Origin of the sequence: Rhodococcus sp. SG20037, from assembly GCF_031763325.1 — a bacterium.
Taxonomy (GTDB): Bacteria; Actinomycetota; Actinomycetes; order Mycobacteriales; family Mycobacteriaceae; genus Rhodococcus_F; species Rhodococcus_F qingshengii.
Window position 1 is genome coordinate 5,226,758 of sequence record NZ_CP134497.1, and the last position, 15,495, is coordinate 5,242,252.

A 15,495-nucleotide genomic window follows, 5' to 3' on the forward strand; every position below is an offset into this window, starting at 1 on the left:
CCTGCGCGAATACTTCTCGCGCAGGGCCTTCCTCGTCGATGTCTAGCGGTTCCAGTCGCCCAATCCGTCGGCGCCGCTGAGGACTCCACCTGCGGTGTTCTGCACGATCACCGGGTCACCCTTGCCTGCGTTCTCGAAGAACCACTTGGCGTCCTCGGTGCTGACATTGAGGCAGCCGTGGCTGACGTTGGTGAAACCTTGTTGCGCAACCGACCACGGAGCGGCATGGACGAAGATGCCACTGTAGGAAATTCGTGTCGCGTACTCGACGTAGGTGCGGTAACCCTCGGGAGAATCGATCGGGACGCCGTACGTGGACGAATCCATGTACATGTCGCGCAACTGCTCGCCGACGATGTACGTGCCGTTCGGTGTTTCGTGACCCGGCTTGCCGAACGACGTCGGCATGGTGCGCACGACCTCACCGTTGCGGGTGACGGTGACCTGCTTGGTGTTGTCGTCCGCGACGGTGACGAGTGCGTCACCGATGTTGAACGTGGAGTGCGAATCACCGGCGTCGACGGTCACGGAGATGTTCGCCGGCCAGAACTGTGCCGGCTTCCAACGGACCTGACTGTCGTTGATCCAGTAGAAGCTGCCATCGACCGGAGGATTGGTGGTCACGCGAATCGCGCGCTCGGCCGTGGCACGGTCGCCGACTGCCTCGTTGAAACGAATGATGATCGGCTGCGCGATACCGACGGTCTCACCCGCGGACGGGTTGAGCGACGGCGCGGAGAAGTTGGGGACGCCGATGGGCGCCTGGATCGGCGTACCCGGGATGCCCGGAACCGGAATTGCCGGGTCGAGGTACGGAACGCCGGGGATCACGGGCAACGGAATGTCGGGTCCACCGGGAAAGAGCGGAACAGCCGCGGAGGGTCCGGCCAGAGCGAGGCCGGCGGCCACTGCTCCGACGATTGCCACGGCAACCCGTGACGTCCGACGACCCTGTTTGCTGCCCATGTCACTACCTTCGCTCGACTGACCACGTACTCACGTGGATCGTGCGCGGCCGGCATCGATACCCGCCTGGTACCGATGCCGATGCACCATTCGGACGCACCGCTCGGAGCACACCTACACACCCGAGCACGCCGAAGAGAGCAAACCGCACATTTCCATAGTCATTAACACACAAAAGCGGCAATCGAGCAATTCGGATGTTCGCCCAAACGTTGCTATCCGTCGCTGCGGGCAGCCGCCAACATGGATTCGATGGAGATGAGTTTGGTTCGCGGTCGTCCGGTTGCGGCACCGGATGCGCGTTCTGCCTTGTCGATCCGCTGCCAACCTTGATAGTCCACCTGATCCGGCGACCGGTCTGCCAACAAAACCTGCAACTTGTCGGCATCCTCGGTCGGGGTGGCGAGGCGCCCACCAGCGAAGTCGTCGAAGATCATCGACACGGTCTCGGCGGAGCAGTACTTGTTGGTGCCGATCACGCCAGTCGGTCCGCGCTTGATCCAACCCGCGACGTAGACACCCGGGATCGGCGTGCCGGTCTCGGTGTCGATTACTCTGCCGTTCTCGTTGGGGATCACGCCGCGAGCGTCGTCGAAGGGCAAGTCGGCCATCGGTGTGCCGCGGTATCCGACCGACCGAAGCACCAGTGAAGTGTCGATCGTCTCCTCGGTTTCGGTAGGCCGGGCGGAGAGCTGACCGGTCGGCGTTGCCACCAATTCGTTTTTCACGATCCGCACCTGTGAGACTGCACCGTCGCCGAGGACCTCGACGGGAGAGGTGAGGAACCGGAGAACGATCCGCTTGCGAGAAGGATCTGCGGTACGCGAAGCAAATTCCTGCGCCTGCTTGACCTTGAGCAGGACGGACGGCTCGGCGGCATCGCTGTCCACGAACGCCTGACTGGCCTCGTCGAGTTCGGCTTCGATCGGGTCGACGACTACGTCCACGTTCGCCATCTGTCCGAGCGCCAACAGTTCGGGATTGGTGTACGCGGCCTGCGCCGGCCCACGACGCCCGAGAATGACCACCTCACGAATCTTACTGTTCCGCAGCGCTTCCAATGCGTGCTCGGCGAGGTCCGTCTTCGCAAGCTGGTCAGGGTCGGTCACCAGGATGCGTGCGACGTCGAGTGCGACGTTGCCGTTTCCGACGATCACCGCTCGCTCGCCGGACAGATCGAAAGTCCGATCGGCATATCCCGGGTGGCCGTTGTACCAGGCGACGAACTCGGTGGCGGCGTGACTTCCCGGCAGATCCTCGCCCGGGATCTCGAGCTTGCGATCCCCGGCAGCGCCCACCGCGTAGATCACTGCGTGGTGATGGTCCAAGAGTTCCGAATGCGAGATGTGGGTGCCCACCTCGACGTTGAAGTGGCAGCGCACAGTCTTCTTCGCGACGACGGCGCGGAACTGATCGGTGACCCCCTTGGTTCCGGGATGGTCTGGCGCCACGCCGGCGCGCACCAAACCGTATGGAGTGGGAAGTCGATCGAACATGTCGACCTCGACGCGAGGCTTGCCGGTCAGTTCCATCGCCGCGTAGCAGGCGGCCGGGCCGGAGCCGACGATCGCCACTTTCAGCGTTCCCAGTTCGGGATCGATCTTGGCCATCGTGATCGGCTCGGGCCAATCCGGGCCCATCGGATGCTTCTCGAAGTACGACGCGTTCATCTGCAGGTACGGCGCGTCGTCCTCGTCGAGTTCGTTGTCCGGGAAGATCGCCTCGACCGGGCATTCGTCCACACACGCACCACAATCGATGCAGGTGTCGGGATCGATGTAGAGCATTTCGGTGGTCGCGAACGGGGCTTCGTCCGGTGTGGGGTGAATGCAATTGACCGGACACACGTCAACACACGAGGCGTCGTTGCAGCACGGCTGCGTGATCACATACGCCATGACATTCCCCTATCCCTGAAACACGAAGCTCGAACTGGTTCCCAGACTATAACGTGTTCCAATTTGGCGCGAGAATCGTTTTCAGATCACCCCATTGCGCTTCAGCAGCCACACCGCCTGCACGGTGGCGTGACCTCGCCATTCCAACGCCGCGACGGGCGAATAGCTGTCGAAATCCACCGCCCAACCGCCGTCGCCATGTTGTCGCGCAGCGAGCGCAGACAGTTCGGACTCGATCACTGATGCGTCGAACAACGCGCGGGTCGGGCCGCCGGGAAGCGGTGAGAAATCGAGGGGCCGCATGAATTCGCCCTCGGCTCCCCCGTCCACGTGAACCAAGCCGTCAGCCGGGATACGCGAACCAAGAGTGCTCACCAACGACGACGCTTCGGGACTGTTCCGGTGAACCGCGTCGAGAAACTGCAAGGCAAAGGCCAGCTCGAGGGCATGCAGAGAATCCGCCCCGTCGATCGCGTCGAGGCAATATCGAACGGCAGAGGCGAACCACGGATGTTCGGCGACGGCCTCGTCGAATTCGGCAACGCGAGCCGCTGCAGCACACACGATGCTGGTGATCTGCAACGACGGCGCCAACGGATCCGCATCCACCCAGAAGGGCGCACAACCGGCCGGGTCGGCGATCGGGAAGGCGAACGGCAAACCGCCGTCTGCCAGCGACTTGGTCTGCAACCAGTCGCACAGCTCGATGGCTCTGGGCGTCGGCGTTCCGATGTCGGCAAAGGCTTCGAAGGCGTGCAGCGCGCCGCCAGGTTGGCTCGATGCCGAGCGAAGATCCGGTTCGAGTCCCCAGCCGTACCCACCGTCCGGGTTGCGATAACTGTCCACAGCCGCCAATGCCGTGGTCCGGTCACCCTGTCCGAGAATCAAATTCAGTCGATGCCGATCGAGAGTTCTGGCATGTCCCGCCATGAACCCGACGGCCGCCCTGAGATCAACACTCATGAACGACGACTCAAGATTCGTCGCCGTCGAGCCGGAAGCCGACCTTCAACGTGACCTGGAAATGCGCCACGGCGCCGTTCTCGATGTGACCGCGAGTTTCCACCACCTCGAACCATTCGAGGTTGCGCACCGTCTCGTTCGCCCGGGCGATGGCGGTGCGAATTGCCGCGTCACTGCTCTCGGTGGACGAGCCGACGATCTCGGTCACCCGGTACACGTTGCTGCTCATGGCATTCCCTTCGTGTCAGATTCGACGAACCAACTCCTGCGCCTCGGCGCCGAGCCTCGCAAGGCGAAGATCACCGAGAGCTGTCACAGCACTACCCAACCTGTTGGTGGTGAAACCGAGCGAGAGTCCGCTGGACAGGTCCGCATACGCGCCTGAACCGCCGACTCCGTAGTGGCCTATCGCATTCCGCGGCTGCCGCCGCGCGGCAATGATCGGCGGGTGGTAACCGAGAGTCCAGTTGGGCCGCACCGCCAGCACGTAATCCCGATCGCGAGTCTGGATGGTCGACATCTGGTCGATGGTCGATTCCTTCAGGAACCGCTTCCCGTCGATCACGCCGCCGTTCGCGATGGCGCCGTACATCTTCGCGAGAGCACGCGCGCTGAACACTCCGTTCCAGCCCGGCATGACGGCGTCGTGGACAGCCGGGTTGCGCACCATGACGTCGAAACCGTCCGGCATCGCGGCCTCCGCGAGTCCGCGAGTCGGACCGACGTGTGAGAGCACGGTCGACGCGAAGGCCCAGTTCAAGCCGGCAGGGTTGATATGTGGGAACAGCTTCGCGATCCGTGGACGCTCGGTTTCGGGTACGCGGTACCAGAATTCGTCGACTCCGAGGGGCTTCGCTATCTCCGCTTGTACGACGTCGATGAACGGCTGACCGGACACCCTGGCCACAAGTTCGGCTACCAACCAGCCGTAGGTCACAGCGTGATAGCCGGGGCCTCGAAGCCGACGCGGATCCGGTTTCTCGGCAGCCAGGGCGGCAACGACCGCGTCGTAGTCCATCAGGTCGAGAGGATGCGGCATCAAGCCGCGAACTCGGTGAAGGCCCGCGCGATGTGACATCAGTTCACGGACGGTGATCTTGTCCTTGCCGGCCGCCGCGAATTCAGGCCAGTACCGAGCAACCGGAGCGTCGTAGTCGATCAACCCACGTTCGGCGAGTCGGTGAACGACGGTGCTGGCGACGCCTTTGCCGGTCGAGAACGACAGCGACACCGTGTCGTGGTCCCAGCGCCGATCACGATCGGCATTGCCGGCCCAGATGTCGAGCACTTTCTCACCGCCCAGGTACACGACCAGCGCGCCGCCGCCTTGTTGCGGTTGGCGATACATCGCGAAAAAGCGGTCGGCCAAGGGAAGGAATCGCCGGTCCACGTACAGCTCGGTGCGCGAAGGCACCTCCACCCGGGCGAGCGAACCCCGTCGTGCACTGGGAGTCATCGCGTCCTCCGATCCCCGCTGATCAAGTTGCCCGGTCACCTGATCGGTGGCAGGAGCTTGACACCATTGTGACCACTGTCACGCAAGAGGCTCAGGGCCGGGGTGCCCTCACGGGGTGACCCACGTCGAAGTGCCGTCGCTGAAACATCCCTGACCTGTGGCGATATTGAAAACAAGGGTGGGACCACCTGAGCAGATCGCCCCGACGTCCGCGTCACCCACCGCCGCTCTGCCACCAGGTCCGCTGAGCACCACGGCAAAGGGTGAGGAGTCGGTGCGACCGAGTGCGAGCGAACCCGGGCCGTACGCAACGGCGGCAAGTAACCCACCGCGCGACTCCGCCGCAGCAACGCCGCCGAAGAGTCCGACGCCCGCCGACCTGCCACCGTCTCGAGAATCCGCGACGCCGACACCGTCGCCCTCGACGTGTGAAATCGCGTAACTGGAGGGATCTGCCACCGCTCGGCATGCGGATGATCCGTCGACGATCGTCTGATCTTGCCCGCGCGCCGAACAATCCAACGTCGCGGCTGACGCTGTTCCGCTACCGAGTGACAATCCGAAGGCGGCAAGAATCACGCCGCCCGCCGCTAAGCTTGCTGCTCGCATTTTCCGGCGATCCATATCCAACCCCCACAGTGCATTCGACGTGACCGTACATTCGACGTCTGATCGAATTACCCGATATGTCCGCCTCTGACGCTACCCGTCTTTGTTCTTCCGATCGCGGTCCTTGCTCGGTTGAACACGTTTGGGTTCACCGGGCATTTTGGGATAGTTCGGCGGGTACGGCAGATCGCCCAGTCCCGCCGCCAGATCCTTCTCCCACATCTCCAACAGAACATCGAGGGCAAAGGCCTTGTCGTGCATGGCTTCCATCGGATCACCACGATCGGCGAGCAAGCCGGGAACCGTGGCGATGGTGCAGTCGTCTGGATGCACGTCGCGCAGTTCGTCCCAGGTCACCGGCGTCGACACAGTTGCGATCGGCGTCTTACGAGCGGAATACGCCGCCGCGATCGTCCGGTCACGGGCATTCTGATTGAAGTCGATGAAGATCCGTTCACCCCGCTCTTCCTTCCACCACGCGGTTGTGGCGCGATCGGCACTACGACGCTCGACTTCACGAGCAAGGGCGATACCCGCGTGACGGACCTCGACAAAATCCCAGCGCGCCTCGAGCGGGATGTAGACGTGAAGGCCTCGGCCACCGGACGTCTTGGGAAATCCTTCCAATCCCAACTCAGCGAGCAGAGGGCGAAGGACCTCGTCCGCGATGGCAACGGCCTCGTCGAACCCGGTCCCCGGTTGCGGATCGAGATCGATGCGCAGTTCGTCCGGGTGGTCGGTGTCCGGGCACCGCACGGCCCAGGGATGAAACGTGACAGTCCCGAGATTGGCGGCCCACACGATGTTCGCAGCACTTCGCACTCGAAGGACGTCGGCCTTGCGACCCGACGGGAACGTGACCTCGCAGGATTCGACGTGCTCAGGCCGTTTTGCCGGCAGCCGCTTCTGGTAAACCTCTTCGCCCTCGATGCCGTCGGGGAATCGCTGAAGATGCGTTGGCCGATCTTGGAGCGCCCGCAACGCTGCACCCTGCAGCGCCACCGTTCGGTAGTACTCGACAAGATGCCGTTTGGTTCCGCCGTCCTCACCCAACTGCGGATAGTAGATCTTGTCCGGGCTCGACAATCGGACCGCGATCCCGTCGACGTCCAGTTCCTCTGCCGGGCTCGCCATCACTTACCGCCTGCAAGAACATCCGCGAAGTCGTATCGCACCGGAACCTCCAACTGATCGAATGTGCATTCGTCGGGCACCCTGTCCGGACGCCAGCGCAGGAATCGTGCAGCGTGCCGAAAGCGTTCCCCTTCCATCTGGTCGTACGCCACTTCGAGCACCCGCTCAGGACGAAGCGGAATCCAGGAGCGGTCTGCGGCCGATCTCCACCGGCTGGCCTCTCCCTCGGCTACAACGTCGTCCCCGAGGCGCAAAGGTTCGAGTTCGGCCAACAACTCGATCCGCCGCGCCGCGGTGAAAGCAGAAGCGCCACCGACCATCTTCAATTCGGAACCGTCGTACAGACCAAGAAGCATCGACCCGATACCTGGCTGACTCTTGTGGGGACGGTAGCCCAGCAGTACGACATCCGCGGTCCTGGCGTGTTTCACCTTGATCATCTCGCGCTTGTTCGGCAGGTACGGTCCCGCCAGCTTCTTGGCGACAACCCCGTCGAGACCCGCGCCTTCGAAGGTTTCGAACCAGGCCATTGCTTCGGCGCTGTCGGCCGTCGCTGCCGTGACGTGGCAACTCGGCCCGCCACCGACGCAATCGAGGAGCAACGCACGTCGAACCCCGAAGTCCTCGATCGAGACGTCGCGATCCCCGAGCGCCAGTAAATCGAACCCGACAAATTGCGCGGGCGTCTGTTCCGACAACAATGCGACGCGGCTCGCGGCGGGGTGAATCCGCTCGGAGAGCGCTTCCCAACTCAAGCGCGTCACACCGTCGATCTCACGGGGAACCACCAGTTCTCCGTCCACCACACATTTTTCGGGCAATTCAGACTTGACGGCTTCCACCGCTTCGGGAAAGTACCGCGCCAGGTCCTTTCCTCCTCGCGATCCGAGCACCACTTCGTCACCGTCACGAAAGATGATTGCTCGAAATCCGTCCCATTTCGGCTCGTACGACCACGTCGGGTCACCGGACTCGGGCTGAGGCGGCACAGTGGCCGCAGCCTTCGCGAGCATCGGGGCGAGCGGCGGCATCAGGGGTAGCTCCACCTACCCATACTGACAGTCCGGTTGGCAATTCGACTACCGATGTATTGGAATAGGTCCCGAACAATCCACGAACCAACAGAACTATCCAAGAATCAACAAAGGGGTCCTTATGTCCGGAATCGTCCGGCGACTTTGCACTGCGGTGATCGCAACTTCTGCAATCGCCGCCTTCACCGTCGGTTGCGGTTCCGACATCGAGCCGAAAGCCATTGCGGAATCATCTTCCTCGGTTGCCGATTCGACCACTACCTCCGCAGCCCCGACCACCTCGAAGATCACCGGCCAGGAGGGTTCGGACGATGGCGGCGACGTCGACATCGACGTGTCGATCGGTGATTGCGTCAAACTCGGCGGTACCACGACGGCCGCAGAAATCGACAACGCGGACTGCGGTAGCAAGGATTCCAACTACAAGGTGGTCGCCAAGGTTCCCACCTCTGATCTGTGTGCCTCCGATGTCGACTCGTACTACTACGAGACCCTCGCGGGTGACGAGCAGGGCGCTGTCTGTCTCGACGTCGACTGGGTAGTCGGCGGATGCATGGACCTCGGCAGCGGAATGGATGAGCCCGCCCGCATCGAATGCTCGGATACCAGCGGCACCAACGTCGTCGAGGTCGTCGAAATCCTGCAGAACTCCACGTCGATCGACGAATGCGGTTCGGGGGCAGACTCGGGATTCGAGCACCCGGAACGTAAGTTCACGGTCTGCGTCGCAACGCTCTGATTCGAGCGCCCTCCCGAAAAACACCTGTGCGCCTTGCCAACCGATCTCGGTTGGCAAGGCGCACAGCGCTTTCTACAGCCGGCGCTTTCTACAGCCAGCCCCGACGCTTGAAGATCGTGTAGAGACTTCCACAGGTCAGGAACATCATCGAGAGCGCAAACGGATAGCCCAAGTGCCAGTGCAGTTCCGGCATGTCGTCGAAGTTCATCCCGTACACGGTTCCGATGAGCGTCGGCGCGAAGAGAATTGCCGCCCACGCCGAGACCTTCTTGATCTCCTCGTTCTGCGCGTAGCTTGCCTGCGTCAGATTGCGCATCTCCTCGTTCTGGTTCTGCGACACCAGAGTTGCGTTCACCGTGAGGATGTTTCCGAGCAACTGACGAAAGCCGTCGGCCCGCTCCACCACAGTCGTCGCATGGTCGGTGACGTCGCGCAGGTATCGCTGGAGTTCCTCGTCCGTGTGGTACTTGTCGAACCCTGCCGACAACCCACGCAGCATTCCCAGCAGCGGACGCGTCGCCCGCTGGAATTCGATCACCTCACGGGTCAGTTCGTAGATGCGACGCGAAACTCCGGGATCGCCACTGAATACTTCGGTTTCGATCTCGTCGATGTCGTTCTGCAGTCCGGCCACCACCGGGGCGTACCCGTCGACGACTGCGTCGAGAATGGCATAGAGAACGGCCTCGGTACCCAACCGCAACAGGTCAGGATCGTTCTCCATGCGAGTCCGCACCGCCGACAGATCCGGCGATTCACTGTGACGGACGGTCAGAATGAAGTTCGGACCACAGAAGATGTGCAACTCGCCGAATTCGACCCGCTCGGTCTCGTCGCGGTACCGCGCAGCACGCAGCACCACGAACAGTGTCTTGCCGTAGCGCTCGAGCTTGGGGCGCTGGTGCGCGACGATCGCATCCTCGACCGCCAGTTCGTGGAGGTCGAAATGTTGTGCAGCGGCATACAACTGGGCGTCGTCGGGCCGGTACATGCCGATCCACGCCATCGACTGCGAATCCGGAAGGCATGACAGTGCTTCCGCCAGCGTGGACGGTGACGCTATCCGCTCGCCGTCGCGGTACACGCCGCTGTTGACGACGGTCGATTCGACGGGCGCCACCGCCTCGGGCGGGGCAGCCTTGACGACGGTGCGTGCGGCACGCGAGTGTCCGGGATGTGAGTCACCGAGCCCCGCGGAACGACGCGGCAGTACCGAACGTGAACGACGAAATTCGCGCATGCTGAACAGCTTTCGAGGGAAGAGTGAACGACGACGCTTGCTTCACAGCAAAGCCGAAGCCGATGAACACACGATGAAGCTGCAGCAAAATACCGGATCAACCCGGGCGGCTACAGCTTCAGTTGGTACTCGGAGGTTGGCCACGCATTACAGCCACACCTCCTCTTCCCTGAATTCCTACGCAAGTCCGCGCACGACGCCAACATGCTACCCCGACTGTCAGAGCGGGACAAACCGAACGACAAGCCGCAGGACAGCACGAACCGGTCGGAGGAAACCCGCTCGACGAATGCAGCTTTCAGTCAGTTCGCAGCGCGCAATCCGCCGATCAACAGTTCGACGATCTGGTCCGCCAACGACTCCGTCTCCGCCAAAGTCTGCCCTTCACGCCTTCGGTACCAGAGGTCGATGCCGTTGAGACTGCTGAGGAGGACTTTTGCCGCCATTCGAGGTGAGCCCGCACGAATGGAACCATCCGCGACACCTTCGGTCATCACGTCGACGAACAGATTCTCGTAATCGAGTCGCAGCGAATTCAGTTCCACGAGGACTTGCTGTTGTCTCGGTTTGAGCGCGGAGTTCATCTGGCCCCGGACGCCTTGGTGGATCGTGTGGTGGTACCCGAGATGTGTCATGAGATTGACCAGGTGGGCGTGCGACATCGCTTCGAGACGCGCGAGGCCGCTTTCTGCCCCGCCCATCCGAGACTCGACCTCAGCGCGGAGCAGGCTCATCCCGCGCTCGTAGATTGCCAGGTAGATGTCGAACTTCGAACGAAAGTGGTAGTAGACAAGACCTTTGGTGGCGCCGATTCGATCGGCCAGTAAATCTACAGTCGTGGCCGCGTAACCGTCTTCGGCAAAGGCGTCGGCGGCGCTGGTGATGATCGCGGATCGCACGTCCGGAAGATCACTACTCATTCGACTTCCACTCCCATTCACACTGCCTGCCGGCCCTTGACTGTTTCCACGCCATCGCATAGTAATACTGAGTAGTATCCCACATCAGAGAGGTTTTCCAATGTCGTTGGATTTTTCCGGCAAGGTAGCGATCATCACGGGCGCAGGCGGCGGACTCGGCCGTTCACACGCATTGGCCCTCGCCGCACGCGGCGCACGCGTCGTCGTCAACGACATGGGTGGCTCGGTCAACGGCAGTGGCGGCGCTGATACCGCAGCAGCCAAAGTAGTGGCGGAAATCGTCGAGCTGGGCGGCGAGGCCATCGCGGACCACTGCGACATCACCGACGTCGACGCCGTTGCCGCCATGGTCGCGACGGCCGTGGACAAGTGGGGCCGCGTGGACATCCTGATCAACAACGCCGGAATCCTGCGCGACAAGTCGTTCATCAAGGCCGAGCTCGACGACTTCCGCAAAGTCATCGACGTGCATCTGATGGGTTCCGTCATCTGTTCCAAGGCAGTCTGGCCGCACATGGTCGAACAGAACTACGGACGCATCCTCATGACTACGTCAGCATCGGGAATTTACGGCAACTTCGGCCAGGCGAACTACGGCGCCGCGAAGTCCGGCGTCGTCGGCCTGATGAACGTTCTCGCCATCGAGGGCGAACGCAAGGGCATCCGCGTCAACTCGCTGGCCCCGACCGCCGCGACCCGCATGACCGAAGACCTCCTCGACGAGAAGACTCTCGCTCTGCTTGCACCCGAATCGATTTCACCCGGCGCACTGTTCATGGTCTCCGATGACGCACCGACGAAGACCATCCTCAGCGCCGGCGCCGGCGTCTTCGCGATCGCTCGCATGGAAGAGTCGCAGGGCGTCTACATCCCCGAAGGCGCACTCTCGCCCGAGGTCGTCGCCGAACGGTGGTCCGAGATCAGTGACATGACCGATTCCGTCCAGGTGCCCGCGGCGTTCGATCAGACCCGCCGGTTCGTCGAGAAGGCCGTGGCGGAGCAGCCCAGCAACTGAGCAGGGCAACCAGACAACTGATCGACCCCGCTCCCCCTAAGGTGTGGTGGTGACCACACCTACGGGAGTATCGATCGTCGACATCGTCGACAGACTGGGAATGACGTTCCTCAGCGGTGGCGACACCGTCGACGGCGCCCGCACTGTCAGCCGCGTGACCCTGCACGAAGGGTCCGAAGCTACCCAGGACAGTGCGGGCGCCGTCGTACTCGGCGCAGGTCTCGCAGGTTCGGCCGATATCGCAACGGCGGTAAGAGAATACGGCTCGGCAGGTGCGGTAGCGCTGATCGTCAAAGAGCCCCTGGACTTCGACGGCCTCGTCGAGAAAGCGGTGGCCGACACCGACGTCGCACTCCTCGGAATGGTCAAGGATGCAAGCTGGCTGCAAAGCGCGTCGTTGATCAACGAGATCCTCGAATCCGGCAACAACGGGGACCGCACGTCGGCCGCCGACGCCGACCTGTTCGATCTTGCCAACTCGATCGCTCAGGTATTGAACGGCCCGGTCACCATCGAGAATCAGTCGAGCCGGATCCTCGCGTTCTCGGCGGATCAAGCCTTCGGCGACGAGGCACGTAAGCAGAGTGTCCTCGGACATCAAGTGCCGCAGCACTATTCCGATCGGCTCAGGTCAATGGGGTATTTCAACAAGATCTACGGCTCTACCCTGCCGGTATTTCTACCGGGTATCGGGCCGGGCATCAGGCCCCGCGTCGGCATGCGAATACATGCGGCATCGCAGATCCTCGGTTCGATCTGGGTGATCTTGGACGAGGAGCCGAACGAATTGCAGGTCAAAACGCTCGTCGAGGCAGCGGGCGTGGCCGCGATGAGTTTACTTCGCGCCAAGCTGGCCGCCGATTCCGCACGACGACTGAGGTTGGGCGAGGTGATCACGTTACTGAGTGGCGGCACTTCAGCGAAGGAAGCGGCCGAGCGACTGGGCTACGGCCGTTCGAAAGCAAACGTGCTTGCGGCCGGCTTCCGTAGCGGCGCCGGTGCATCGTTGGAGGCCGAAGCCGACGTCGATCAACTGGCCCTGACACTCAATACCTATCTCGACCAAGTATTTCCGCTGTCGGTGGCGGCAGCGATCGGCGGCACCGTCTACGCCGTAATCCCACACACCCGGCACCAGACCGACGACGACTACGTGCGTCGGATCGCGTCGGAGTTTGCAGACCGTTCCCGTTCGGAAAAGTCGGTGGTCATCGGAATCGGTGCGACAGTGGCCGACGTGATGACGCTGGAGAAGTCACGCGACGAAGCCGACCGAGCACTTCGCGTTCTGAGGTCGACGTGGAATTCTTCGGGCCGGACCGTCGCGCGCGCCGACGACGTGCAGATCAATTCCCTACTTCTGCGCCTCTCCGACGCCCTGGCGGACGAGAACGAGACCGCATCGGGTCCGCTCGCGGTACTGCGTGAGTACGACCGCAGTCACGACATCAACCTTGTCGACACTCTCCGCGCCTGGCTCGACACGTTCGGCGACATTCCGGCTGCTGCGTCCTTGGTTCACATCCACGTCAACACGTTCCGGTACCGCCTCAAGAAGCTTGCCGGGATTGCCGGCATCGATCTCGATGATCCGGAAACTCGATTCAGCCTGATGCTCCAGCTTCGTCTCTTCCATCCGACAATGTTGTAGCGATCTACCAAGTCTCACGAAACATTCGTAAATCCGGACGATGTTCTCGTTCTTTTGTTGGGTGAAGATTCAAGCAATCGTCTTTTGCTCCTGACCCGACAGACCTCGCGTCACTCGGGCGGGACCACACCTTCCGGAGGCACCATGAAACAACGGTCCTACGCACTACTGGCCGCGGCAACCGGCACTGTCCTTGCCCTGACCGCATGCTCGTCGGGTGGAACATCAGGTTCGGGTGGGGGTGAGCCGCTCACCGACGGCACCTTCAAGTTTGCACTCGTGGCCGACCCCGGCGCTCTGAATCCGCTGATGACTGCCGCTTCACCGGCACACGCACTGGCACGTCTGAGCTACGACTATCTGCTCAACCCAGATCCCGATACCGGCGTCACCAAGCCGTGGCTCGCCGAAAAATGGGAAGAGACAACTACTTCCGCGTCGTTCACCATTCGCGACGGCGTCACCTGTACCGACGGATCCGCCCTGACTGCTCAGACTGTCGCAGACACCGTCAACTTCATCACGAACGCCGCAAACAAATCCGCTCTCCGCGGGGTGTACGCACCGGCAACTGCAACTGCCAACGCCGACCTGGCAACACGGACAGTGACTGTTACGACTCCGGAGCCCTCGCCCTTCCTGCTCCTCAATCTGGCGCGGATTCCGATCATGTGCGAGGCAGGGTTGAAGGATCCGACGGCGGCAAACAAGACGACCTTCGGATCGGGCATGTTCCAGATGACCGAGGCAGTCGCCAACGATCATTACTCCTACGTTCGGCGCGACGGATACAACTGGGGACCTGACGACACCACCTCCGACACTGCCGGAGTGCCCAAGAATGTCGTCGCGTCCATCGTGACCAATACGAGTACGTCTGCGAATCAGCTGTTGTCCGGTGATCTGAATGCCGCCGCCGTCTCCGGCGCCGATCAGGACCGATTGAATGCCGCGAACCTGAACACGGTCAAGCAGCCGGCTCCGGCAGGCGAGATGTTCTTCAATCACAGCCCGGGTAATCCGACCAGCGATCCGGCCGTGCGCAAAGCCCTTGTCCAGGCGCTCAATCTCGACGACCTCGCCGAGATCTTCACCGCCGGCCGCGGAACCCGGTCTACCACGATGGTGTCCATCGAACCGAGGGCCTGCATCTACGACTCTGTCGCCGGAAACCTGCCGGCCTTCGATCCCAGCGCAGCCGCAGAAACTCTCGAATCAGCGGGCTGGAAAATCGGTGCCGACGGTAAGCGCAGCAAGGACGGCACACCGCTCCGACTTCGGATGGTCTACGAAACGTTCGGTGACTCGACCGATGCTGCCGCCGACGTCGCACTCAACGCTTGGAACAATCTGGGCGCAACTGTCGAACTCACCAGCGGAGACTCGAACAAGATCCTCGATGTAGCACTCAGCGGCAAGGACAACACCGCGTGGGATGTTGCGTGGGAGCCGATCAACGTCGCGCTGCCCAGCATGCTCGTACCCTTCCTCTCCGGTCCGGTGCCAGCTGCGGGACTCAATTTCTCGTCGATCTCCAACCCGGCCTACGACGCAGCCGTCGCCAAGGCTTCGGGACTGACCGGCGAGGATGCTTGTGCCGCTTGGGCAGACGCCGAATCAGAGATCATCAAAGCAAACTCCGCGGTACCTTTTGCCGACAAGATCACGACTCTCTACTTCAACAATGCGGGTCTCGCATTCGGCCGTAATTTCACCGGTTCGGCCCTGCGCCTGTACCAGTAGACCGCCGGTAGCGACCGGGGAAATCGTCGTGTTTCGCCGGTCGCTGTCGGTATACGGACAGGTATTCACTGATCCTGACGGTTTTCGTGGGAGCGGACGAAAATCGACCCGATTTTCGTGAGGATCG

The 15,495-nt window shown here is 62.1% G+C and carries 14 protein-coding genes; 4 read left to right on the forward strand and 10 right to left on the reverse strand.

The annotated features are described in order from the left end of the window. Positions 1-42 precede the first annotated feature (42 nt). From RHP72_RS23995 to RHP72_RS24030, 8 genes are all read right to left on the reverse strand, one after another. Positions 43-966, reverse strand: a complete 924-nt coding sequence (locus tag RHP72_RS23995; RefSeq protein ID WP_311093911.1) for a L,D-transpeptidase — start codon at positions 964-966, stop codon at positions 43-45. A 215-nt stretch (positions 967-1,181) separates the two neighbouring features. Beyond that, entirely contained in the window at positions 1,182-2,864 is a 1,683-nt protein-coding gene (locus RHP72_RS24000; RefSeq protein ID WP_209447948.1) for an FAD-dependent oxidoreductase, read from the reverse strand. An 81-nt stretch (positions 2,865-2,945) separates the two neighbouring features. After that, a complete protein-coding gene (locus RHP72_RS24005) occupies positions 2,946-3,827 on the reverse strand; it encodes a hypothetical protein (RefSeq protein WP_311093912.1) in 882 nt (293 codons plus the stop codon). 10 nt (positions 3,828-3,837) lie between these two features. After that, positions 3,838-4,056 carry a dodecin gene (locus tag RHP72_RS24010; protein ID WP_003939815.1) on the reverse strand — a complete coding sequence of 73 codons (219 nt, stop codon included), beginning with the start codon at positions 4,054-4,056 and terminating at the stop codon, positions 3,838-3,840. A 15-nt stretch (positions 4,057-4,071) separates the two neighbouring features. Further along, positions 4,072-5,283, reverse strand: coding sequence for a serine hydrolase domain-containing protein (locus RHP72_RS24015; RefSeq protein WP_003940004.1), 1,212 nt, complete (start codon positions 5,281-5,283; stop codon positions 4,072-4,074). Positions 5,284-5,391: 108 nt separating this feature from the next. Next, positions 5,392-5,907 (reverse strand): DUF6764 family protein, encoded by a 516-nt coding sequence (locus RHP72_RS24020; protein WP_037128623.1) that lies wholly within the window; start codon positions 5,905-5,907, stop codon positions 5,392-5,394. 78 nt (positions 5,908-5,985) lie between these two features. Further along, positions 5,986-7,026: a non-homologous end-joining DNA ligase gene (gene ligD, locus RHP72_RS24025; protein ID WP_003940248.1), complete on the reverse strand. Its 1,041-nt coding sequence runs from the start codon at positions 7,024-7,026 to the stop codon at positions 5,986-5,988. Further along, positions 7,026-8,072 (reverse strand): ATP-dependent DNA ligase, encoded by a 1,047-nt coding sequence (locus RHP72_RS24030; RefSeq protein WP_039973226.1) that lies wholly within the window; start codon positions 8,070-8,072, stop codon positions 7,026-7,028. Before RHP72_RS24030 ends, ligD begins: the two co-directional genes overlap by 1 nt. A 109-nt stretch (positions 8,073-8,181) precedes the next feature. Between RHP72_RS24030 and RHP72_RS24035 the strand changes: the two genes are divergently transcribed. Beyond that, positions 8,182-8,799, forward strand: a complete 618-nt coding sequence (locus RHP72_RS24035) for a hypothetical protein (protein ID WP_007731384.1) — start codon at positions 8,182-8,184, stop codon at positions 8,797-8,799. A gap of 88 nt (positions 8,800-8,887) precedes the next feature. Here RHP72_RS24035 and RHP72_RS24040 read toward each other — a convergent pair whose 3' ends face one another. Together RHP72_RS24040 and RHP72_RS24045 are read right to left on the reverse strand one after the other, a co-directional pair. Beyond that, a complete protein-coding gene (locus RHP72_RS24040; RefSeq protein WP_007731382.1) occupies positions 8,888-10,039 on the reverse strand; it encodes a magnesium and cobalt transport protein CorA in 1,152 nt (383 codons plus the stop codon). Positions 10,040-10,341: 302 nt separating this feature from the next. After that, a complete protein-coding gene (locus tag RHP72_RS24045; RefSeq protein WP_007731377.1) occupies positions 10,342-10,959 on the reverse strand; it encodes a TetR/AcrR family transcriptional regulator in 618 nt (205 codons plus the stop codon). Positions 10,960-11,059: 100 nt separating this feature from the next. Here RHP72_RS24045 and RHP72_RS24050 point away from each other — a divergent pair, with 100 nt between their 5' ends. The 3 genes from RHP72_RS24050 to RHP72_RS24060 all read left to right on the forward strand — a co-directional run bounded on the left by RHP72_RS24050 (position 11,060) and on the right by RHP72_RS24060 (position 15,368). Beyond that, a complete protein-coding gene (locus RHP72_RS24050; protein WP_007731375.1) occupies positions 11,060-11,974 on the forward strand; it encodes an SDR family NAD(P)-dependent oxidoreductase in 915 nt (304 codons plus the stop codon). A gap of 49 nt (positions 11,975-12,023) precedes the next feature. Continuing rightward, positions 12,024-13,625 carry a CdaR family transcriptional regulator gene (locus RHP72_RS24055; RefSeq protein ID WP_007731373.1) on the forward strand — a complete coding sequence of 534 codons (1,602 nt, stop codon included), beginning with the start codon at positions 12,024-12,026 and terminating at the stop codon, positions 13,623-13,625. Positions 13,626-13,769: 144 nt separating this feature from the next. After that, positions 13,770-15,368 (forward strand): ABC transporter substrate-binding protein, encoded by a 1,599-nt coding sequence (locus RHP72_RS24060; RefSeq protein ID WP_063315804.1) that lies wholly within the window; start codon positions 13,770-13,772, stop codon positions 15,366-15,368. Positions 15,369-15,495 lie beyond the last annotated feature (127 nt).